The following is a 22,404-nucleotide window of genomic DNA, read 5'->3' as shown; positions in this document are numbered from 1 at the left end:
CTCACCAGACGCGGCGCCGCCCGGCGCGGTGGTTGCGGACACCGCACGGCCGCCCGGGCGGAGGGCCGCCGGCCCGGCTCAGCCGCCGTCCGACCACCGCCGCGGCGAGCAGCGCGACGACGAGCGCCGCCGCGCCGAGCACGAGCGGCCGGGACAGCGGTCCGCCGTCGGTCACCGTCGCCACCGGCCCGGCCGGCTCGTCGTCGGTCGCCGCCCCGGCGAGGGTACGCGGAGGCGACGCGCTCGCCTCCGGCGCTGCCGGTGTCGCGTCCGGCTCACCGCGTGCCGCCCGGAAGATCACGTCCGAACAGGAGTAGTAGGTGTCCTGGGTGTCCGAGTTCTGCCAGATGACGTAGACGATGTGCCGGCCGGTCCGGTCGGCCGGCAGCCGCCCCCGCATCTCGTACGCCCCGGAGCGGATCGGCGGGTCGGTGACCTGAAGGAACGGCTTCTTCTCCAGGTCCGCCCAGGTCAGCCGCCGCTGCGGCGAGTACGAGCCGGTGGTGACGTAGAACCGGAACGTGCCCTGGTGCGGGATGGTGGTGCGGTAGCGGAACGTGTGCCGGGCGCCGGCGGTGAGCGTGGTGGCCGGCCAGTCCGCGCGCGGCAGGTCCAGCCCCCGGTACGCGGACAGCCCGCCGCTGCACAGTTCCCCGTCCGGGATGCGTTCCCGGTCCCGCCCGTCGACGCCGCCGACCCGGATGTTGTCCCACTCGCGTACCGCCGCTCCGGCGGCGATCGCGGCCCGGCACGCGGGCGTCCGCGCCCGGCCACCACCTTCCGGCCCGCACGTGGCGGCCCGGCTCAGCGGGCTGGTCGGCGCACCGTGCGCGCCGGCCGGCGTGGCGGCGAGCGGCACCGTCACGGCGACGGCGGCGAGCGCGACGAGGGCGCGGCGTGCGGCCATGTGATCGACCTCCCGCGCACTGGTACGGCCGCGAGACGTCAAAGGTTCGATCCGCGCCGATCGGCCGGGCCGACGTGACCGAACGGACAGACGGGGCGGCGGGGCGCATGTGGGGGGACCTACAGTGACGAAACCCTGTGATCGAGGAGCGTCCCTTGCCCGAGCCGGAACCGTCCCCCGAGCCCTCCCGCGCCGCCCCGGCGAACGGGCCTCCCGCGGGCGACGTCCCACCTTCCCAGCCCTATCTGCTGGTGATGCCCAGCATGGAGGGCGCGCCCCCACCGGTGCCGTGGCCCGGCGCGGAGGGGCAGCCCGGCTGGGCGATTCCGGTCACCGTCCCGCCCGGCACCCAGGGGTACGCGCTGTTCCTCCCGCTGGTGCCGGCGGCCGGCCAGCCGAGCGCGGTGCCTGCCCAGGCGACAGCACCGGCCGTCGAACGCTCCCCGGTGGAGGATGCCGCCCTCTCCCCCACCACCGGCGACGTCGCCAAGACGCCGCCGGCTTCCGCGGGCGCGGGCGTGTCCCCGGCCGGGGACGGTTCGACGGGGGCGGCTGATCATGGGGAGCCCGCCACCGCACCGGCCTCCCGTCCGGCGGAGCCCGTCGCCGCCACGCCGGACACCGCTCCGGCGGCCCGGCCTGCCGCCACCCGAGCCGACGGAACCCCTTCGGCTGCCGAGGACGCCGCATCGGCGGGTCCGTCCACCTCGGGCGCCGGCACGACGGCTCCGGCCACCGGTTCGCCTGCCGCCCCGGGTTCGTCCCCGTCGGATGCGCCGAACCCGCAGGCCGGCTCCGGCACACTGGCCAGTTCGGGCGCACCGGGTGCGCACCCGCAGGCCGGTTCCGGCGCGCCCGGCACGCCGCACGCTTCCGGCCGGCCCGGGACCCCGAGCACGCCGCCGATCCCCGGCGCGTCGCCCGCGCCGGTCACACCGCACGCTCCGGGGATGCCGCAGCCTCCCGGTCGGCCGGTGGGCGCGCCGCCGTACCCCGGTGTCGGGTGGACCGGCCACCCGCAGGCGCCGGTCTGGACGCCGCGACCGCCGACGCCGCGGACCTCGTTCCTCGGCGCGCGGTGGCCCGGCCCGAAGGCGGCGACCGGCCGGGCCGTGCCGCTCGCGGTGCTGGCCGGCGCGGTCGGCGGCGCGGTCTTCGTGCCGCTGGGCCGGGTCGGCGTCGGCTGGTTCCTGGGGTGGCTCACGCTCACTGTCGCGGTGGTGCTGGCGATCCGGTCGAAGACCGCTGACCTGCCGCGCGCCGACCGGCTCATCCGGGCCGGGTGGGCGGCGGCCGCGCTGGCGCTGATGGCCGTGCCGGCGTTCCGCAACGCCTGGTGGCTCGTGACGTTCTGCGTGCTCGGCGCGCTGGGCTGCGCCACCCTCGCGATCGTCGGCGGACGGTTGGTGCGATCGATCCTGTTCGGCCTGGTCGCCACGCCGTTCGCGGCGCTACGCGGCCTGCCCTGGGTACGCCGGCACGTCACCGCCTCGGCGTCGGCGGCGACGGTGAGCAAGGTGACTGTCTCGGTGGTCGCCACGGTCGTGGTGCTCGTGGTCTTCGGCAGCCTGCTCGCCTCCGCCGACGCGGCGTTCTCCGAGGCGCTCGGCTCGCTCGTTCCCGAGACCGACATGGGTTCGGTGTTCAGCTGGGTGTTCCTGGCCGTGGTGGGCGGGCTGATCGCGGTGGCCGCGGTCTACACGCTCGCCGCGCCGCCCGACCTGTCCACCGTGGACAGGTCCGGCGAGCGGCGGATCGGCCTGCTGGAGTGGGCCCCGGCCATCGGCGCGCTCGTCCTGCTGTTCGCCGGGTTCGTGGTGGTGCAGTTCACTGTGCTCTTCGGCGGGCAGCAGCACGTGCAGCGGGTCGCCGGTCTCAGCTACGCCGAGTACGCGCGCAGCGGCTTCTGGCAGTTGCTCTTCGTCACGCTGCTGACGGTGGCGGTGCTCGGCGGCGTGGGCCGCTGGGCGCGCCGGGAGCGGCCGGTCGAGCGCGTCCTGCTGCGTGTGCTGCTCGGGCTGATCAGCGCGCTGAGCGTGGTGATCGTGGCGTCGGCGTTGTCCCGCATGTGGACGTACCAGAAGGTCTACAGCTTCACCGGCGAGCGGATCTTCGTGATGGCGTTCGAGATGCTGCTCGGCACGGTCTTCCTGATGATCATCCTGGCCGGCGTCCGGTTCAAGGGCCGGTGGATTCCCGGCGCCACCGTCGCGCTGGCCGTGACGATGCTGCTCGGCCTGGCGGTGCTCAACCCGGAGGACTACGTCGCCCGCCGCAACACGCTGCGGTACGAGCAGACCGGCAAGATCGACGCCTGGTATCTGCGGGCGCTGTCCGCCGACGCGACGCCGTCGCTGGCCAAGCTTCCCGACCCGGTACGCCGGTGCACGCTGAGCTGGATCGCCGACGACCTCGCCGAGCCCGACCCCTGGTACGCCTGGAACCTCGGTCGGCAGCGCGCCCGTAAGGCACTGGAGGAGGTCGGCCCGCAGCCGGTCGGCGGCCCGAAGGACTGCCGCCGGGCGGACCAGTTCGACCTGCCGAAGACGCGCGGCCCACGCTGACGTCGCCGACCGGGCCGCGGATCGCCGCGGCCCGGTCAGGCGGGGCCGCCGCCGAAGCCGATCTCGTTGCCGGCCGGGTCGTGGAAGATCGCCTTCCGGACGCCGTTGTCGTAGGTCTCCTGCGCAGCCGGCTCCAACCCTCGGGCGGCGATCGCCGCGAGACGGGAGTCGAAGTCCTCGACGAAGACAGTCTGCATGGCGTGACCGGCGTGGTCGGGCCGCACCTCGATGTAGAGGTAGCGGTGCTCGGCCAGCTCCCACACCGCCTCGTGGTCGTTGGGCAGGAACTGCGGCGGAGCGCCGAGCAGCCGCTCGTACCAGGCCGTCGACACGGCGATGTCGTGGATCGGGACGCCGGCGAACAGGTCGACAGTCATCCGGTCAATCTAGCCCCGTCGACGTGCCGACGAGGGCTCGTGCCGTACCGGCGTTTGAACGCGGTGCTCAGCGCGAACGAGCTGCCGTAGCCGACCCGGCGGGCCACCGCGCCGACAGTGGCGCCGGGCTCGCGGAGCAGGTCGGCCGCGAGCCAGAGCCGCCAGCCCGTCAGGTACGACATGGGCTGCTCGCCCACCAGGGCGGTGAACCGCCGGGCCAGCGCCGCACGCGACCGCCCCACCTCGGCGGCCAGCGACGCCACCGTCCACTGCCGGGCCGGGTCGTCGTGCAGCATCCGCAGCGCGCGGCCGACCACCGGATCCGCATACGCCCGGTACCAGCCGGGTGCGGCAGCACCGGGGCGGGCGAACCACTCCCGCAGCGCGGCGATGAGCAGCAGGTCGAGCAGGCGATCCAGCACCGACTCCTGGCCGGGGTCGTCCTTGACGATCTCGTCGGCCAGCAGCGGCACCAGCGGCGTGTCCCAGGACTCGCGGCGGACCACCGCCAGCGGCGGCAGCGCGTCCAGCAGCCGCCGCCCGACAGTGCCCCGCACCGGGTACGTGCCGGTGAGCAGCACGGTCCGGCCGTCCGGCCCGTTGCCCCAGGTGCGTACGCCCCACCGCGTCATCGCGAACAGCTCCCGCCCGTCCGGCGTGGTGCAGCGCTGACCCGGGTGCACTACCACCTGCGGCGCCGTGGCCGGGTCGTCCGCCACGGTGTACGGGCCCGGGCCGCGCACAATCGCCACGTCACCGTCGCAGAGCCGCGCGGCCTCCCCCTCCTCCGGCACGATCCAGGCGTCCCCGCGCACCACGGCGACCAGCGTGAGCGGCGCGCCGTCCCGGATCAGCATCGACCAGGGCGGGGTGAGGATCGAGCGCAGCAGGAAGGCGCCCCGCGCCCGGGGACCGTCGAGCAGGCCGGAGACGGCGTCCACGAGACGATTGAACACAGGATCGCGCGTCCTGGCCATGGGCCGTCTCACCGCGCGGCGGTTCGATGGACACATGCGACTCGTACAACAACTGACGCTGGTCGGCGCCACAGTCGGGGCCGGGCTGATGGCGGGCCTGTTCGCCGCGTTCGCGTACGCGGTGATGCCGGCGCTGCGCGGCGCGGACGACCGCACGTTCGTGGACGCGATGCAGCGCATCAACGTCACCATCGTCAACGGCTGGTTCCTACTGGCCTTCCTGGGTACGCCGGTGCTGGCCGCGCTCGCGGGGGTGCTAGCGTCGCGCGGGGCGGTCCGGCCGGCGCTGCCGTGGATCGTCGTCGGGCTTGCTCTCTACCTGGTGATGTTCGTCGTCACCGTGGCGGTGAACGTGCCGCTGAACGACGCGCTCGCGGCGGCCGGTACGGCCGATCCCGGTGCGGCTCGGGAGCGCTTCGAGTCCGCCTGGGTCACCTGGAACGTGGTCCGGGCGGTGGCGAGCACGGCCGGGTTCGGCGCGCTGTGCTCGGCGCTGGTCCTCGCGGGCCGCGCGTCCGGTTGAGCGGATTCCGGCCGGTTCAGCCCATTGCCGGCCGGCACCACCCGGATTGCTGGCACACCGCCGGTGGGCCGGCGGTCATCAGCGGGGGCCGAAGACCGTACCCAGCTTGGACAGCCGAGCGTTGTCCAGCTCCCACTGCAGCACGGTATCGAGCGTGTCGAGTGCCCGCCCCTCGACCAATGCCTTTGTGCTCTGCAGGCCGTCGACCACCTCGGGCAGGGCCGCCACCACCGCTGCGGTGGCAGTCCGCATGGGCTCTTCGACGCCGTCAGCCACGGCCCGGATCAGGTTCACCACCGGGATGCGGGCGGTGCCCGCGTACCGCCGAGCGATCCGCTCCAGGCCGGCTGGCATTCCGGCCCCCGCCTCCCGCGTGGCCGCGGACAGCCCAGCGAGGAGGAACTCGGCCAGTTCGCTGCGGCCCACGGCGAGACCGGGCAGCACCGCCGCGACCGCGGCCCGGGTCGCCGTCTCCGCGGGTGTCTCGGCACCACCGTCTTCCGGGGCGTCCGCTTGGTAGGCCAGCCGCCGCCGACCCGCGGTGCTCATCTGGAACAGCACCATGAGCGTCATCGCCCGGTAGAAGTCGCTCACCCCGTCGGCACCTGCGAGCGCGGCCAGCCGCGGCACCGCCCCCGGGGTGGCGGGCACCACCGAGCCCTGCGGGAACGCGTCGCTCGCGATCGCTGCGATCAGGTCGCCCACACCGTCGAAGGTGCGGCCCTCGAAGGGCACCACCTCGGCGGCCGCACGAAGATCGGCGGCAGGACGACGGAAACCACCGCACTTGAGTCCGGGAGGGGCGGGCAAGGACGGCGCGACGGCTGTCTGCCCGCCGACGAGCTCCCCGCGGATCCGGTCGGCCTCGGCCCGGTCGAGCTCGTGCGCGAGGCCCTCCCGGGAGAAGCGCTCGATCGCCTTGTCCGGAAACTGGCCGCACGCCGAGTTGACCTGCCCGCCGTACTTCCGGGCAATTGCCGCAACGGCCTTCTTCTCGGCCGGTGAGACCTCCAGCGGACCCTCGTAGGGCGGGTCCACGACCAGCGAGTGAACTCGCCACCAGCCGGCGAAGCGACCCTCCAGCGGGTCGGTCGGCACCTCCCGTACCGCGACCAGCAGGTGGCCACGCTCGGCCAGCTTCTCGGCGACGGCATGGGCCGAGACCTCATCCGGCACCGACACGACGAAGCGCATCTCACGAATCACGGCGGCATTCTATCGACGATGGGTCGGGCTGCCCGGCGCCACAAGCGCCGGGCAGCCCGGTGCTCAGAGCAGCAGGGTGCCGCCGTTCACCTTGATGCCATACAGTGAGCCGTTGCGGTAGATCTCGAAGCCGCGCTGCCCCTTCGGGTATTTCTTCTTGCCGCCCGCCGCGGGAACCGCCTGCCGCCACTTCGAGCGTCCGGTGAGTCGGCCGCCGCGATCCCGGATCGAGTTTTCACACCAGGGACAGACGTTGCGGCTCGCCGCGCCGTGCAGCGGCTCGTACTTCGAGTCCACAGCGTGCTTCAGGGCGTTCATCTCGGCGTGCAGGTCGTCGAAGTTGACCGCTTCTTCCTCGTTGCCGCGCAGCGCCGCCCTCTGCGCCGCCGTCAGTCCCTTGCCGTTGGCCGCGACCACGTCGACGTAGGTGACCGTGCCGTCCGGCAGCACCTTCTTGCTGCGAACGATCGCCGTCGTGCCGAGCTTCCACTGGAAGTAGCCAGCCGCCGTGCCGTCCCGGCGCAGGTCGTGCAGCTCCTTGGCTCGGTGCTCGAGGATCGAGCAGGCTTCCGCGTTGTGAACCAGGACCGGCGTGCCACCGGCGACGACGTAGTACGTGTCGATGTCGTCGACGTCGAGGTTGTGCACCGTGGCGACGGCACCGTAGGCGACCACCGCGATGACCGTGACGCGGGCGCCGTCCGGCGTGAGCAGCTGCATGCCCGCCTTCAGCACGCCGGCGTCCAGCCACTTCCGCTCGTCTTCCACCCAGATCGGGTGGCCGTCGGTGGCGGTCACGGTGCCGTCCTCGACGCCGTCGCCGTCGGCGTCGATGGTGATCTTCACGAGCTGCTTGTCACCGGTGCCCGTGATCAGTGACGTGACGGGGCGGATGCCGTCCTCACCGGTCTCCGGGTTCCGCGCGACGACCTGATCATCCAGGTCGACGTCCTCGATCGGCTTGGTGCTGCCGTCGGCCATCAGCACCCGCGTGCCGGGCAAGAAGCTGTTGCAGCCCTTGGAGAAGACACCCTTCGCGGCGTTCTTCAACGACCCGATACCTCGTGCGGCGTTCTTGGCCTGCCGGACGCCGGGAACCATGCCGGCGATGCCCGACGCACAGCCGCCGACGTCACCACCCACACAGGACTTGGCCGTGTCGATCGCTCCGGCGACGGCCGCCACCGCACCGGCCGCCGCAGCGACCACCTGCGCGGGCGGGGGCAGCACCGCCGCGACCATCGCCACGGTGCCGGCCACCGACGCGATCGTGCCGGCGTTGTCGACCACCGCCTTGGTGGCCGCCTTGGCGCCGTTCGCCACCGCACTGGCCGTCTTCTGGATGCCATTCTTGATGGCACCCCAGAACAGGCCGTCCGGGTCGGAGAACGTCGTCGGGTTGTTGTTCGAGTACGCGTACGGGTGAAGCCGTTGCGGGTCGTGCTCGTCGATCTCGGGGTCGACCGAGATGAACGCGCCGGTTCTCGGGTCGTAGTACCGGGCGCCGAGCAGGGTCAGTCCGGTCGGATCGTTGATGCCGCCCACGAACCCGCGCTGGCCCGAGGGCCACTGCGGGGTCGGCGATCCGTCGCGCGGGTTGCCGTACGGGTCGTTGTACTTGATCGTCGCGGCCCGGGTGACCGAGTTGACCGCCCAGGTCGCGGAGTCCTGGGCGTCCGACGCCAGCCAGATGATGTCGCCCTTGCGGCTGGTGGTGTCGGTCCGTGACGCGATCGTGTCACCCGCGTGCTCGTAGTACCGCGTGGCGCTGGTGTTCGCCGGCGACGAGGTGTACTCGTTGCCGAACAGGAAGGCGGTGGCCGCCCCCGTCGGGTCGATCCGCGCGATGCGGTTGCCGTCGACGTCGTACACCATCGTGGTGTCGCCCTCCGGCCCGCTGATCTTGGTCAGCTTGCCGTGCGGACTCCACTGGAACGTCTCGGTGCGGTCGCCCACCTTGCGGTACTTCAGGTTGCCCCGCTTGTCCCAGTCGTAGTGGTCGACCTGCTCACCGGTCGTAATGGTGCGCACGCCGTGCGGCTGGGCACCGGCCGCGTACCCGTAGATCGAGCTCTTGTCGGTGAGCTTGTCGCTGGTGGTGGTCCGCGACCCGTGTTCGTCGAACGCCCAGGTCTTCCAGTACGGCGCCTTGCCACCCGCAGCGGTCGGGCCGGCGCACTCGGTGGCCACCTGCGTCCAGGCCTCCGTCAGGCGACGCAGGTGGTCGTAGGTGAAGCACTGGACGTCTTCCTCGCCCGCACGCGGGTTCTTGTCCGCGTCCACCGGCCGGTTGGCGACCGAACGGACGTTTCCGACCTCGTCGTAGTCGTACGTGACCGCGGCCACGTTCGGCACGCTGCCGTCGCGGTCGAACCGGAACTCCGACAGCCGCCGGGTGGCGTCGTCGTAGACGTAGTTCTGGTACGCCTGCGGCTTGTCCCCGACCGGAGTACCGAGCCAGCGGTTGAGCACCTCGCCGTACGGCGAGTAGGTGGTCCGGTCGACGTACGTGCGGGTGGTGCCGGACGGCGAGGAGGTGCCCGCCAGCTTGACCACGTTGCCGAGGTCGTCGTACGTGCGGGTCAGGCCCTCCTTCTCCATCGGGCCGATCTTCGGCAAGCTGGAACGCAACGGCAGGCCGTTCGCGGTGTACGTGTACGTCGCGACGTAGGTGCCGGCGAGCCCTGTCAGCCCCGGCATCGCCGGGATGATGACCTCTTCGTCGACGACCTGGTACGCGTCGCTGTACTCGAAGATCTCCTTGGTGAAGGAGTGCCCGCCGACGATCGAGGTCGACTTGCTGAGGTGTCCCTTCGCGACAGTGTCGTAGGTCCACTCCGCCGCCTTGACGCCGTTGAACAGGCGCTGCTTCTGGCGGCCCAGGTCGTCGTAGGTGGTCGAGACCACGTCGCCCTCGGCGTCGGTCGACTTGGTGACGTCGTCGCCGTTGTTGTACTCGAGCACCGTGGTGCCCTTGTCCGGGTCGACCGTCTTGATCTCACGACCGCGCAGGTCGTACTCGTACCGCCAGGTGAGGGCCCCCTTCACCACGGTCTCGACGTCGCCGCGCGGCGTGTATGTGTACGACGTCTTGTCGAACGCGCCCTCCGGCTCGGGCCCGTGGAACTCCCGCTCCTCGATGACGTCGCCGTCGACGTTCTCGATGGTCGCGGTCGCGGTGCCGCCCTTCGGCGGCGTGACGGCCACCTGCCAGCCCGCCGAGTTTCCGCCGTACGCCGTGGTGGTGCCCCACTTGCGGACATTGTGCGACCAGAGCGCCTCCTCCACGACGCGCCCCAGCCGGTCGTAGGTCGACACGGTCCGGCTGCGGTCCTCGCCCGGTGTGATGTTCACCAGTCCGGTGCCCGGCCTGCCGAGGGCGTAGTTGCCGTCCGACTTGTACTCGACCTGGCCGCGGTCGTTGTAGCCGGTGCCGGTGACCAGGCGGGCGTCCTTGCCGTCCTTGTCCTTCTGCGCGTCCTCCTGGACCTGCACCGACCGGTAGAGCGAGTCGAACAGGCCGATCTCGCTGATCTGGTTGTTGTTCGGGCCGAGCCGCTTGGTGGTCACCGCCAGCGGCCCGTTGTTGCGGACCAGGTAGGAGAACTCCAGGTTCGGCGTGGCGGTCCTGGCTCGACCGGGCAGCCAGACCTTCGCCAGCCGGCCCATCGGGTCGTGCTCCAGGTCGGTGCGCTTGTTGTTGGCGTCCAGGATCGAGGTGGGCGTGGCCCACGCCGGGTTCTGGTCGGTGATCACCTCGTGTTCGAGTGGGTTGCGCGTCCGGGTCTGGGTGACCGGGCCGGGACCCGCCGGGGTGTAGTACGTCTTGCTGGTCTTGCCGAGCGAGTCGGTGTTGCTGGTCGGCCGGCCCAGCGCGTCGAAGGCCGCCCGGGTGGTCACCGTGTACTTCGGCGCGCCGTCCATCCACTCGTCGAGCGTGTCGACTCGGGTCGCCCTGCCCTTGCTGGGCACCGCGCCATGTGTGTCCGACCCGTCGTAGTAGGTCTTGACGTCGGCGACGACGTCGGCCGGCCGGGACACCGTCGCGCCACAGGCCTTGGACACGGTCTCGCTCCGCGACACCAACCCGCGCAACCAGAGGGCGTCGTTCTGCACGTACGTGTTACGGGTGCACGACTCGTCGCCGGTCTTGCTTGTGTCGCCCAGTTCGTACGCGACCTCGGCGTAGCCCTCGTCGTCGTACGTCGTCCGGGTCTCGCTCTGCTCCCAGGTGCCGGGGGCGAGCAGGCGGCGCTCCTTCTTCACCGACGGGGCGATCTTGTACGCCCGGTCCGATCCGCCGGTACGCGTGCGGGTCGCGGTCTGCTTGACCCAGTACGACGTGATCGACGATTCGACGACCGCGGTGCCGTCGAGCGAGGCCACCTCGAGCGTAGAGCCGGCGAGCGCGGGCTGGTCGGTGTAGCTGTTGCCGGCCGAGTCGATGACCTGCACGCTGCGGGTCTTGTCGCCGGGCAGCGGCTGGTCGTCGAGGCCACGGAAGAACTGCTTGCGGGTGACCAGCGGAGCCTGCGTGCCGCCGACCGTGGCGGTCACCCGGGAGTAGCCCCGCCACTGACCGTAGGTGCGGTGCTTCTTCTTGGTGAACTCGCCGTCGTCCCAGCCCCAGAGCACGTTGGTATTGGTGCCCTCGTTCGAGTACGCGTAGCGGGTGGTCACCGGCGGCTGGCCGGCGGTGTTCTCGTACGTGGTGACCTCCTTGACCACGTACTTGCGGAACCAATCCCTGGTCGGGTCCCAGTAGCCGTCCGGGGTCCAGTACACCGGGTAGCAGAGCCGGCTGTTGTTCTCCACAGCCGGCAGGTCGTTCGCGTCGCAGTCGGCGTCCGAGTAGCTGACGAAGATGTCCGCGCCGGACTCGGTGCGGATGTTCTGGACCCGCCAGCGGGAGAAGAACTCTGTTCCGGCGATCGCGTTGACCTGGTTGGCCAGCTCGACGCCGGTGAACACCACCGGCGGGTCGGTGACGGTGCCACCGACGTGCCCGGCGTGCGTGATCGACTTGAGCCACAGCGACGCGGAGCGCGCCGCCTTGGGCGCCTTGAACTCCTGGTCGAGCGTCCATGACTCGACCGGGTCGAACCCGGTCGCGCTCGTGCGGATCTGAGTGGTGATCTTGGTGAGCCGCTTGATGGAGTAGAAGACCGGCGCGAGCTTGTCGGTGCACGGCTCGGCGGTGCACTCCTTGTCCCACGGCACGTCGGGCCAGTTCGCGGTGACCGGCTTGCCGTCGGAGTAGCACTCGGTCGCAAAGCACCGGTCCGCTGTGCTGAAAATGATCCGGCCGGTGGCCGCGACGTCCGGGTACGCCGTGTGCAGGCCGTACTCGATGCGCTCGAGGTTGCCGCCGCGGTCGAACGAGACGCGGTTGCTCTTGTCGCCGGCCGCGCCGTAGTGCCCGGTCTCCTTCTTGTAGAAGTAGCGGGTCATGTTGCCGTGGACGTCGATCTGCTTGTCCAGCAGCCAGCGCCAGACCTGCTGACAGGACGAGTCCTTGAACACGTCGGCGTGGCAGTCCTCGCCGTCGTGGTTGCCGAAGACCGGCACCGACCACCGCGAGTTGGACGTGGCGACCTCGGCGGCGAAGAAGTTACGGGTGCCGTCCGGGGTCGTGATGATCCACCGTTCGGTGGTCGCGGTGCCCTTCTTGGCGGGCGAGCCCTCCAGCTGCACCTTCCAGTTGGCGTCCGCGGCGGGCCGCCAAGTGCCCGTCGCGTCGTCCTTGACCAGCGCCGTGTTCGTTCCGCTCAGCGAGACGGTGATGTTCGGCGACTTGTCCTTCCAGCACTGGTCGAGAGTCTTCTTGTCCTTGTTGTTCGGGTCTTTGCCGGCGACCTTGTCCACGTCGTCCTGGCAGGTGACGTAGCTGCGCTCGATGTAGCCGGGGGTGTAGTCCCAGCCGTCGCCGGCCCAGGACGCCTGGTTGTTGTTGCCCGCCATCCGGCCGTCGACCATCTGCGACGAGTAGTTCAGCGCGACGTCCGGCACCGGGCCGGGCGCCGGAGGCACCTTGATGGCATTCGAGTAGTTGAACGCCCCTGAGCTGTCGCCGGCCGTCCACGAGCCGGACGCCTGCAGGTCGCTGGCCTTGTAGTCGCCCTCACCGGACTCGGTGTCCGCGGAAAGGGCGAGCATGGTCGGCCCCGCCGCCGTCAGCGCCATCGGCGCCGCCAGCGTCGTCGCCTGCTTCGCCGTCTTCAGCGGCACCGCGTCCTGGCACTCCGCCTTCTGCGGGGTCGTCGCCGCGCACGCCGGCAAACGGCTGAGGTTGAGTCGGCCCGCCCAGCCGCCGCCGTACATCTGGCTGAAGCTGTCGATGTCGACCTCGGTCTCCACGTCGCCGGGCTGGTCGCCCTCGACCGCGAGCACCGGGCCGCTCAACCCCAGCTTGGTGGACTGCTCCTCGGGCAGGGACGTGACCCGCACCCGGTCCGGCGCTTTCTTGCCGGGTATGGCCTTGACCCGCACCGTGATCGAGCCAGCCTTGCCCTCGACCGCGCGGCCGGCGGCGCCGGCCAGGACGATCTCGGTGGAGCCGGCGGCGGGCCAGCGGCCCTTCTCCGGCCCCTTCCAGGCGCCGCCGTCGGCGGGCAGCGGGACCGGGTCGACCTTGACGGTGCCGAAGTTGGTGGCGGCGACGGACTGGCTGTCCCGCTCGCCGTCCAGCGCCTCGGCGACCCAGTTGTAGGTCAGGAAAGAGGTCAGCATCAAAGCCGAGGCAGCCAGGGCGAACCCGCGCCGGTCTGATGAGAAGAACTTCTTTTTCTCAGTCATGAACGTTCTCCGGTCAGGCGTGGGCGAAGGTGCCGAAGAGGTCGGGGTCGACCGTCGAGGTCCAGACGCGGACGTCGTCGACGATGCCGCCCAGGTAGTTGGAGCGGGTCCCGCCGGTCAGGGCGAGACAACCGACTCGAAGCGGGGAGGATCCAGACCACAGCGAGCCGGTCAGCGTGGTGCCCTCACCCTGCGGCTCGCCGTCCACATAGAACGTGAGCTTGTTCGTCAGCCCATTGAAGACCGCCGCCACGTGCGTCCATGCGCCAGCCGCCGGGGCGGCCAGCGAGCGCACCTCCGCGGTCGGCGCGTCAGCGGAGTCACCGCCGGTCATCACCACCCGCAACCGGCCGACGCCGGCCGCGTACTCGATGAGGAAGCGGTGCTTGACGCTGCCCGACTGCGACAGCACGGTGCGGTCGCCGGTCAGGTCGTCCAGCGATACCCAGGCGGCGACCGAGAACGACTCGTTCGCCTGAATCACCGGCGCATTGGTCTCGGCGCACGAGCCCTCGTCGAGGGCCAGGCCCAGCGCGCCGTTGCGGCTGGCGAACCGGTCCTGCTCCCAGTGCGGCTCACCGGAGGCCATCGAGAGGTGCCTGGCGTTGCCGGAGCGGTCTTCCAGGTTGGTCGGCTCCTCGGCACGCGGCCCCTCCAGCGGGTACCAGGCCTGCACACTGACCGGCGGGTTGGCGTTCTTCACGGCGGCAGCCGCGGCGTCGGTGAGCGCGCCGCGCCACACTTTCACATCGGTGATCGCGCCTCGGAAGAAGTCGTTGCGCGCGCCGGCGTACTTGGCGCAGCCGAGGCTGAGCACACCGGACGCGTTCCAGTTCGCGCCGGTCGACCGCACCACGGACGCCGCCTTCGCGCCGTTCACGAACAGCGACATCGTCTTGGTGGTGGCGTTGTAGGTGGCGGTCAGGTGCGTCCACTTGCCCACCGTCGCGGCGAACGCGTCGGTGCTGCCGCCCGCCCACTCCGAGGTCGAGGTCTCGGAGTCGGAGGCCTTCATCATGAGCGCCCAGAACGGTACGCCGGCAGCGTTCGTGCGGGCGCCGAGAAACAAGCCGCTGACCCGGTTGCCGTCGGTGCCGATGATCGTCTGGTTCATCGCGCTCGGGTCGTCCAGACGGGCCCAGACGGCGAGCGTGAACGACTCGTCGCTGCGGATCACGCTGTGCTGCGTGGTGGCGCACCGGTCACCGCTGACGTACCAGGCGGAGCCCGGCCGGCCGTACGCGTCGTCGGTCCACTCCATGGGAACCGTCGGTGCCGGCGTCGGCTCGGGGGTCGGTTCCTCGGACGGATCCGGCGACGGCTCCTCGGTCTCCTCAGGCACCTCGGGACTACCGGTCGGGTCCGGCTCGTTCGGGTCGCCGGTCTCGGTCGGCTCGGGCGTCGGCTCCTCGCCCGGCGGCGGGGTCGGGCCACCGCCCGGGCCCGGATCGGGTGCCGGGTCGTCGGTGACCTCGGGCTCCGGGGTTGGCTCGGGCGTAGGCGGCGTCGCCGGGGCGGGCACGGTCAGCGTGTGGCCGTGGTTGCTGGCGTCGTCACCGGTGCCGCGTAGCTTCCAGGCCGCAGCGACACCGGCCGGCAGTTCGTCGCGCGCCGCGGCGATCTGCGCGTCGCTGAGCAGGCCGCTCCACATCGCGACGTCGTCCACCGCGCCGATCAGATGCTCATTGATCACACCGGCGGTACCGCCGCAGCCGACCAGGGTGCGGGCGGTGCCGCGCCACGGCAGGGCGCCGATCGCGGTGGTCGCCTGTACTGCGCCGTCCACATAGAGCCGCATCGTCTTGCCGACCGGGTCGACCGTGGTCGCCACATGCTGCCAGCCGTTGAGCGGCGGGGAGGTGGTGCCGCGGGCGATCGTTGAGGTTCCCGTAGCCGAGTCGGCGTTGGTGATCGCCGTCTGCCAGCGGTCACTGGCCTGGTCGTAGGAGAGCGCGAAGGCCGGCGCGTTGGTGCCGGCGACGGCCAGCACGGTGCGGTTCGACCCGGCCGCCTTGCTGGTCAGCTTGACCCAGGCCGTGGCGGTGAACGCCGCGTCACTGCGCACCACCGGAATCGTGGTGGCGCAGCCCGTACCGGTCAGGTCGAGCGCGGTGCTGCCGTGGTTCAGCCGGTCCGCCGAGTACGTCGGCGTGCCGGAGACCGTCCACCGCAGGTCCTTCGCGGTGGACGCCTCACTGGTGTTGCCCTCGTCGTCGATGGTGCCGGAGTCGTCACGCAGGTTGCTGGTCATCCGCCAGACGGCCATCGGCTCGACCGGCGTGACCCGACCGGTGAAGATGTTGTAGATCGCCCGCGACGAAGAGTTGAGGGCGTTGTCCCGGGCCCACACGTAGATCTGTGTCAGCCCGCTGTCCGCGGTGAAGGTGACCTCCGCCTTGCCGGCCGACGCCGTGACGTTCGACGACTTCACGTCGACGCCGATGCCGTAGTCGAAGCGCTCGACGCCGGAGAGCGCGTCGGTCGACGAGAAGGTGAGGGTCACCGGCTTGCCCAGCTCGGGCGTCGGGGTGCCGGCCTTGCGGGCGATCACCGGCAGGGTGGGCGGCGTGTGATCCTGCCGGAAGTAGCAGGTCTTGCTCCAGCCGGTCTTGTCCGTGCCGTCGGTGGCGTAGACCCTCCAGTTGTAGCTGCCGTCCGCGAGCACCGGGGTGGTCCAGGTCGCTTCCTTGCCCGAGGCCACCGCGGCGGAGGTGTAGTCGGCCGGCGCCGTCGGGCCGTTCACGTCGAAGACGAGCCGCACCGAGTTGTCGGCGTCGGTTGCCGTGGCGTACAGGGCCGGGGTGCTGTCGTTGATCCAAGGACCGGGCGAGGCGGCGCAGTTACCGCCCGGCGCGGTGCGCACCGGCACCGGCGAGGTCGGCTTCGACTGGTACTCGACGACCAGCTTGATCTTGCCGCGCTCGGCCTTGACCCAGTGGCCGCCGCTCTCGGTGGGCACCCGCAGGCCGAACGTGATGGTGCTGTAGTTCTCGTCGGCATGCCGCTGCACGTGGGTCTTCACACCGCCCGCGTTGAACTTGACCCAGGCCGGCTTCTGGCCGCTGCAGCCGCTGTTCACCTTGACTGTCTTGGTATGGATCGCCTTGCCGTGCAGCCACTTGCCCTTCATGCCGTTCCAGGTCGGGGTGTTGCCGTCGATGGCGTTGGTCTGCCAGAGCGCCAGCGACTCACCGGCGCACCAGGCGCTGTGCGTCAGGTAGGCGTCGACGCTGGGCGTATTGATGACCCGCTTGCCCCTGAGCGCGCTGATGTCGAACTGCATGTGCGCGCGCCACACGTCGCCGTAGTTGTCGTAGTTGGACCCGATCCGGATGACCTCACGCGGCCAGGCGTCGCCGGAGACCCACTTGGTGTCCGGCCGGGAGTCGTTGACCGGAATCCACTTCGCGTAGTACTTCGAATAGGTCGGGTCGATGTAGACAGGGAACGTCGACTGCGCGGACAGCAGATCCTCGTCGACGCTCACCGTCAGCCTCTTGCCGGCAACCCGTACGTCCAGGTCGGACCGGCGGGCGAACTCGCTCGGAGCCTCGGCGGTGGACGGCTCGGCCACCCGCGGTGGGGCGAGGCCCTCGGGATCCTCCCGGCGCAGCGCGGCGGTCTGCGGGTCACGGACCTGCCGGGTCGAATCCCAGGCCATCGCCTTGGGAGCGCCGGCGATCACACCGGCCGGGCCCTTGATGACGATCTCGTCGTTGGTCTCGGTCACGGTCGCCGAGCCGCCGATGACGTAGGCCGTCTCGCGCACCTCGGGGTTCGCGGCAGCCTCGGCGTTCTTCACTACGAGCACGTGCGAGAAGCCGCCGGGCACGGCACGCACCACCAGGTCCACGCCCGGGTGAACCTCCGGGTACGTGACCGAGTCCTCGCGCACGACGCCGGCCGGCAGCGGCGCGGGCCAGGTCAGCGTGAAGTCGGCGCCACCCTCGCGGTAGGTCGCCAGCGGGCCGGTGCCACCGGTCGAGAACGACACGTCGGCCGCAGCCCTGGGCCGGAATCGGCCGTCCGCGCCGCGCTCGAGGTTCGTGTCCAGCGCGATCCAGCGGTCGTTTCGCTCGACGCGCTGCGGCTCGAGGTAGGTCTCCATAGAGAAGTCGCCGCTGGGCAGGGCGACGACCTTGGTGGTCTCATCGGCTTCGGCGAGGACCTCGACGGGCTTGTCACAGAGCTCCGCGAGGCGCTGTGCCGCCGCCTCGGTCTCGGCAGCCGGCTCACTCTCGGCGACCACTCCGGACGGACAATCCGCAGCATGAGCGGCGGTAGGTGGTGATGTAACGACTGAGAGTAACGTCGCCAGGATCGCCAAAGTGGCGCCCTGCGCGATGCGGGCGTGCGCCATCGTCATTTGTGTTGCTCCCCCGTGAACCATGCGATGAAGTCGTTCTCGCGCAGGGTTCAGCGGTTGCCCATCTGCCCCCGTACGGCAAAGCGCGTGGGCAGATGGTAGGAGCCAATGGTGACCTTGGTCAATGAGCTTTCACCTGACTGGCGCTGCCCCTCGGTCAGATCCTCGCCCAGGCAAGTCGTGACAGTGTCTGACGTGTGGGGCTTGAGGTAGAAGCGCCGCTGTTGGTGGCAGCAAGGCCGCGCTGCCATCATCGCTGGTCTCGTCACCGTCCTGCGTACCGGCTCTGCTACCTGCGACACCGACCGCAACACCGACCGCCGCCAACCGGCATCACGCCCGCGACAGCACCCGCCCGCTGGCATTGTTCGGCACCTAACGACTTTGCCGGGGCCGTGGTCCCAAGCCGGGCAACACTCGTGCTCGACGACGTCTTCGACGACTCGCAGCTCCGTCACGGGGCTTCCAACGCCGTACGGGAACTGCACAAACGCAGCAGCGAAGTGACCATGCATGGTCGGCCGTCCGCTGTGCTGGTCTCGGTGGAGGACTTGAAGCGTCTGGAGGAACGGGTCGCGGTTCTCGGGGATGCGGGCACCCTGTGGCGGCCGGCCGACTCGACGCGGAACGTGCCGAGGTGAAGAGGTGTCTGCCCGCCCTCGCGCGGAGATCATTCGCGCCCGTCGCGCCTCGGTCGCGTAAGGCCCCGGCCGCCACTGTGGCCTCGTACGAGTTCATGACCGGGCCGTTGGCGCGAAACCCTGCCGGGTCGGGAAGCGTCTGCTGCCGCCATTGTCAGATCGATTCAGCGCCCGGCGAGGCACCTATCGGATCATCTACCGCATTGACGATGACATTCACACCGTCACTGCTGTGGAAGTGCTTATCGAATTGACGTGTACCGCCCATGACGCCCCTGGCTCCGTGCCCGATCGCGACAGGCATTCAGTGCGGTAGGTGCCGTGTCGATGAGTGTGGCTGACCAGGCTGCGGTCCTTGAGGCTCAGGTGGCGCAGCATCCGGACGAGCCACCGAAAAACTCGATCGACCGCTACCACACGGCAAATCGAAAACGGCACCATGGACGACGCCACCGCCGGACCCCGCATCCGCGAACTCCGCCAACGACTCGCTCAATTCCAAGCCCGTCATCGCCGAAGTCCGATTCACCGACCAGGGAGTCGTACCCGCGTTCAAGATCCCCGCCGACACGACAATGCCCCCGCCCGAAACGGACGGGGGCACCTCAGGAGTACCACCGGTTCGCACAACGGTGCGATCGGTGGAGCCGAGGGGACTCGAACCCCTGACCCCCACACTGCCAGTGTGGTGCGCTACCAGCTGCGCCACGGCCCCTTGCGATCGTCCCCGGTCGCCCGGGCACGGGAAGAACTATACACACGCCGCCCCGCATGGTCATCTCGCGGGGGTCCCCCACCGAGGGGGTCAGTTCAGTGCCACATCCGGCGGGAAGTGGGCCACCGCCGCCATCATGCCGCCCTGCCGGCGCAGCACCATCGGCCAGAGATCATCCGGCCGGTCGACGAAGGCGTCACCGGGCAGCGCGTCGAGCACGAACCAGGAGCCCTCCTCGATCTCGCGCTCGACCTGTCCGGCGCCCCAGCCGGAGTAGCCGGCGAACACCCGGATCCCGCCGACCGCCTCGCGCAGCTTCTCCGGGTCGACCGAGAGGTCGATGGTGCCGACCGCGCCGGAGACGCGGTGGAAGCCCTTGACCGGCCGGACGGGGTGCCGCATCCGGGCCAGGCAGATGGCGGAGTCGGGCTGCACCGGGCCACCCTCGAACAGCACGGCCGGGTCGCGGGCCAGGTCGCTCCAGTCGCCGAGCACGTCGGCCACCGAGACCTCGGTGGCGCGGTTCAGCACCACCCCGAGGGCGCCGCCGGGTTCGTGGGCGACGAGCAGCACGACCGTACGGTCGAAGTTCGGATCCTTGAGCCCTGGTGTCGCGACCAGCAGTCGTCCGGTCATCGACTCCATGGCTCGGCCACCGATCGCCTGCCCCTCACTCTGCATGTCCGACACCCGTCAGCCGTGCGCCCGTACGGGCCCGAGGCCGTCGACCGTCCATCCTGTCAACGCCATGTCACGCACCATAGCCTGCGTCCGGCCCGCTGGTTAAGGTCTGACGGCGGGTGATCACGACGGATCGAGGGAGGGTCGGATGGCGGCGCAGGCCGAACTGGCGGTGATCGGCGGGTCGGGTCTCTACGCCCTGCTCGACGGGGTGGAGCACGTGGTGGACACCCCGTACGGCGAGCCGTCGGGCCCGATCACCGTCGCCGAGGTGGGCGGTCGCCGGGTGGCGTTCCTGCCCCGCCACGGGCGTGATCACCGCTACCCGCCGCACCTGATCCCCTACCGGGCGAACCTGTGGGCGCTGCGGTCGCTGGGCGTACGCCAGGTGCTGGCGCCCTGCGCGGTGGGCGGCCTGCGGCCGGAGCTGGGTCCGGGCACGTTCGTGGTGCCGGACCAGTTGATCGACCGCACCAGCGGGCGCGTGCAGACGTACTACGACCGGGGCGCGGTGCACGTGTCGTTCGCCGATCCGTACTGCCCGGTGGGACGGCGCACGCTGCTCGACACGGCGGCCGGGCGGGGCGTGCCGGCGGTGGACGGCGGGACCGTCGTGGTGGTCGAGGGTCCGCGCTTCTCGACCCGGGCGGAGTCGCGCTGGTTCGCCTCGATGGGCGGCACGATCGTCAACATGACCGGCCACCCGGAGGCGGTGCTGGCCCGTGAGCTGGCCCTCTGCTACACGTCGATCGCGCTGGTCACGGACCTGGACGCGGGCGTCGAGGCGGGCGAGTCGGTCACCCACGAGGAGGTGTTCCGGGTCTTCGCGGAGAACACCGACCGGCTGCGCGGGCTGCTGCTGGACGCCGTCGCGGCGCTGCCCGCCGAGCGGGAGTGCGGGTGCGGGCACGCGCTGGACGGGATCAAGCTGCCGTTCCCGCTGCCCTGAGCGCGGGAAGCGCCCGAAAAGTCGGCCTCGGCCCGATAGATTCGGCTGGTCGGGGGACCGGGCACCGGGCCGTCTCCGGCATCCGCGTGGAGGACGGAGGCAGCCGGCGATGGCGACGGTGCGGGAGGCGACCTACGACCTGCTGCGCGCGCTCGGGCTGACCACGGTCTTCGGCAACCCGGGCTCGACCGAGGAGCCGTTCCTGCAGGAGTTCCCGGCCGACTTCCACTACGTGCACGCGCTGCAGGAGGCGTCGGCGGTCGCGATGGCCGACGGCTACGCCCAGGGCACCGGCCGGCCCGCGCACGTCAACCTGCACACCGCGCCGGGCACCGGCAACGGCATGGGCAACCTGGTCACCGCCTGGCACAACCGGACGCCGCTGATCGTCAGCGCCGGCCAGCAGACCCGCGAGATGCTGCTGATCGAGCCGCGCCTGGCCAGCCCCCGGGCGGTCGAGCTGGCCCAGCCGTACGTCAAGTGGGCCCACGAGCCGGCCCGCGCGCAGGACATCCCGGCGGCCTTCATGCGGGCGTACGCCTCGGCGGTGCAGCCACCGGCCGGGCCGGTCTTCCTCTCCCTGCCGATGGACGACTGGGACCGCCCGGCCGACCCGCCGCCGCAGGTGCGTACCGTCGCCCCCCGGATCGCGCCGGACCCGGACCGGCTGCGGAGCTTCGTCGACGCGCTGGCCGCCGCCCGTGCCCCGGCGCTGGTGCTCGGCGCGGCGGTGGACCGGTCGGACGCCTGGGCGGACGCGGTGGCGCTGGCCGAGCGTCTGGCCGCCCCGGTCTGGGCCGCCCCGGCCCCGGAGCGGGCCGTGTTCCCCGAGCGGCATCCGCACTTCCGGGGCGTGCTGCCGTACGCGATCGGGCCGCTGTCGGAGGCGTTGCGCGGCCACGACGTGGTGCTGGTGGTGGGTGCGCCGGTGTTCCGCTACTACCCGCACGTGCCGGGCGACTACCTGCCCGGCGACGCGCGGCTGCTGCACGTCACAGACGACCCGGACGAGGCGGCCCGCGCCCCGGTCGGGGACAGCCTGCTCGGCGACGCCCGCCTGACCATGGCCGCGCTGTGCGAGCTGCTGCCGGCGACCGACCGTCCCGCGCCGTCACCGCGCCCGCAGCCGGCCCCGCCGGAGCAGGCTGACCCGCCCAGCGCCGACGCGTTGTTCGCCGCGCTGGCCGCCGCGTGGCCGGCGGACGGGGTGCTGGTGCAGGAGTCGCCGTCCAACCTGGCCGCGCTGCGCCGCCGGCTGCCGATCGAGCGGCCGCTCTCGTACCTGACGATGGCCAGCGGCGGGCTCGGCTTCGGGCTGCTGGCGGCGGTCGGCATGGCGCTCGCCGAACGCGACACCGGGCGCGGCCGCCCGGTGGTCGCGGTGGTCGGCGACGGCTCGTTCCACTACTCGGTCCAGGCGTTGTGGACGGCGGCGCGGCTGCGCCTGCCGCTCGCCGTCGTGGTTCCGGTGAACCAGCAGTACGCGATCCTGAAGGCGTTCGCCGAGCTGAAGCACACCCCTGGTGTGCCGGCGCTGGACCTGCCCGGGCTGGACGTGACGGCGGTGGCGCACGGCTACGGCTGCGCCGGTGCGGTGACCACGCTGGACGGGCTCGGCACCGCGCTCGACGCCGCGTCGGCCGCGGACCGGCCGACGGTGCTGCCGGTGCCGATCAGCACCGACGTGCCACGGATCCTCTGAG

General features: G+C 71.3%; 12 protein-coding genes and 1 tRNA gene. 5 read left to right on the top strand and 8 right to left on the bottom strand.

The window, feature by feature from the left end; translation table 11 throughout:
- Nucleotide 1: 1 nt before the first annotated feature.
- Complete coding sequence (locus BAW75_RS08545) at nucleotides 2–907, bottom strand: lytic polysaccharide monooxygenase auxiliary activity family 9 protein (RefSeq protein ID WP_104113204.1); 906 nt, start codon at nucleotides 905–907, stop codon at nucleotides 2–4.
- A 155-nt stretch (nucleotides 908–1,062) separates the two neighbouring features.
- Here BAW75_RS08545 and BAW75_RS08540 point away from each other — a divergent pair, with 155 nt between their 5' ends.
- Entirely contained in the window at nucleotides 1,063–3,471 is a 2,409-nt protein-coding gene (locus tag BAW75_RS08540) for a DUF4153 domain-containing protein (RefSeq protein WP_104113213.1), read from the top strand.
- A 35-nt stretch (nucleotides 3,472–3,506) separates the two neighbouring features.
- Here BAW75_RS08540 and BAW75_RS08535 read toward each other — a convergent pair whose 3' ends face one another.
- Together BAW75_RS08535 and BAW75_RS08530 are read right to left on the bottom strand one after the other, a co-directional pair.
- Nucleotides 3,507–3,848, bottom strand: a complete 342-nt coding sequence (locus BAW75_RS08535; RefSeq protein WP_104113203.1) for a VOC family protein — start codon at nucleotides 3,846–3,848, stop codon at nucleotides 3,507–3,509.
- Complete coding sequence (locus tag BAW75_RS08530) at nucleotides 3,845–4,789, bottom strand: AraC family transcriptional regulator (protein ID WP_104113202.1); 945 nt, start codon at nucleotides 4,787–4,789, stop codon at nucleotides 3,845–3,847. The genes BAW75_RS08535 and BAW75_RS08530 overlap by 4 nt, the downstream gene beginning before the upstream one ends.
- 70 nt (nucleotides 4,790–4,859) lie before the next feature.
- On the opposite strand from BAW75_RS08530, the gene BAW75_RS08525 reads away from it, so the two are divergent.
- Entirely contained in the window at nucleotides 4,860–5,348 is a 489-nt protein-coding gene (locus BAW75_RS08525) for an anthrone oxygenase family protein (protein ID WP_167435537.1), read from the top strand.
- Between the two features lie 78 nt (nucleotides 5,349–5,426).
- Here the strand turns inward: BAW75_RS08525 and BAW75_RS08520 are convergent, their stop codons facing one another.
- From BAW75_RS08520 to BAW75_RS08510, 3 genes are all read right to left on the bottom strand, one after another.
- Nucleotides 5,427–6,554 (bottom strand): hypothetical protein, encoded by a 1,128-nt coding sequence (locus BAW75_RS08520; protein ID WP_146074811.1) that lies wholly within the window; start codon nucleotides 6,552–6,554, stop codon nucleotides 5,427–5,429.
- Between the two features lie 63 nt (nucleotides 6,555–6,617).
- The gene (locus tag BAW75_RS08515; protein WP_104113199.1) at nucleotides 6,618–13,283 is read right to left on the bottom strand and encodes a polymorphic toxin-type HINT domain-containing protein; all 6,666 of its coding nucleotides are present in this window, start codon (nucleotides 13,281–13,283) and stop codon (nucleotides 6,618–6,620) included.
- A 79-nt stretch (nucleotides 13,284–13,362) separates the two neighbouring features.
- A complete protein-coding gene (locus BAW75_RS08510) occupies nucleotides 13,363–17,715 on the bottom strand; it encodes a LamG-like jellyroll fold domain-containing protein (RefSeq protein ID WP_146074810.1) in 4,353 nt (1,450 codons plus the stop codon).
- 419 nt (nucleotides 17,716–18,134) lie between these two features.
- Here BAW75_RS08510 and BAW75_RS32280 point away from each other — a divergent pair, with 419 nt between their 5' ends.
- Nucleotides 18,135–18,356 (top strand): type II toxin-antitoxin system prevent-host-death family antitoxin, encoded by a 222-nt coding sequence (locus BAW75_RS32280; RefSeq protein ID WP_167435536.1) that lies wholly within the window; start codon nucleotides 18,135–18,137, stop codon nucleotides 18,354–18,356.
- 642 nt (nucleotides 18,357–18,998) lie between these two features.
- Here the strand turns inward: BAW75_RS32280 and BAW75_RS08495 are convergent.
- Nucleotides 18,999–19,071 (bottom strand) — tRNA-Ala (locus BAW75_RS08495).
- Nucleotides 19,072–19,161: 90 nt separating this feature from the next.
- Entirely contained in the window at nucleotides 19,162–19,752 is a 591-nt protein-coding gene (locus BAW75_RS08490) for a YqgE/AlgH family protein (RefSeq protein WP_043330624.1), read from the bottom strand.
- Between the two features lie 148 nt (nucleotides 19,753–19,900).
- Here BAW75_RS08490 and BAW75_RS08485 point away from each other — a divergent pair, with 148 nt between their 5' ends.
- Complete coding sequence (locus BAW75_RS08485) at nucleotides 19,901–20,701, top strand: S-methyl-5'-thioadenosine phosphorylase (protein WP_064447741.1); 801 nt, start codon at nucleotides 19,901–19,903, stop codon at nucleotides 20,699–20,701.
- Nucleotides 20,702–20,810: 109 nt separating this feature from the next.
- Complete coding sequence (gene mdlC, locus BAW75_RS08480; RefSeq protein WP_104113196.1) at nucleotides 20,811–22,403, top strand: benzoylformate decarboxylase; 1,593 nt, start codon at nucleotides 20,811–20,813, stop codon at nucleotides 22,401–22,403.
- Nucleotide 22,404: the final 1 nt, after the last annotated feature.

The organism is Micromonospora chalcea (assembly GCF_002926165.1).
GTDB lineage: Bacteria > Actinomycetota > Actinomycetes > Mycobacteriales > Micromonosporaceae > Micromonospora > Micromonospora chalcea.
This window is presented reverse-complemented; position numbering and strand designations above follow the sequence as displayed.

Coding starts and splice junctions, on each gene's coding strand:
- mdlC (WP_104113196.1), top strand. CDS start 20,811: ATGGCGACGGTGCGGGAGGCGACCTACGACCTGCTGCGCGCGCTCGGG.
- BAW75_RS08525 (WP_167435537.1), top strand. CDS start 4,860: ATGCGACTCGTACAACAACTGACGCTGGTCGGCGCCACAGTCGGGGCC.
- BAW75_RS08485 (WP_064447741.1), top strand. CDS start 19,901: ATGGCGGCGCAGGCCGAACTGGCGGTGATCGGCGGGTCGGGTCTCTAC.
- BAW75_RS08545 (WP_104113204.1), bottom strand. CDS start 907: ATGGCCGCACGCCGCGCCCTCGTCGCGCTCGCCGCCGTCGCCGTGACG.
- BAW75_RS08515 (WP_104113199.1), bottom strand. CDS start 13,283: ATGCTGACCTCTTTCCTGACCTACAACTGGGTCGCCGAGGCGCTGGAC.
- BAW75_RS08510 (WP_146074810.1), bottom strand. CDS start 17,715: ATGACGATGGCGCACGCCCGCATCGCGCAGGGCGCCACTTTGGCGATC.
- BAW75_RS08490 (WP_043330624.1), bottom strand. CDS start 19,752: ATGCAGAGTGAGGGGCAGGCGATCGGTGGCCGAGCCATGGAGTCGATG.
- BAW75_RS08535 (WP_104113203.1), bottom strand. CDS start 3,848: ATGACTGTCGACCTGTTCGCCGGCGTCCCGATCCACGACATCGCCGTG.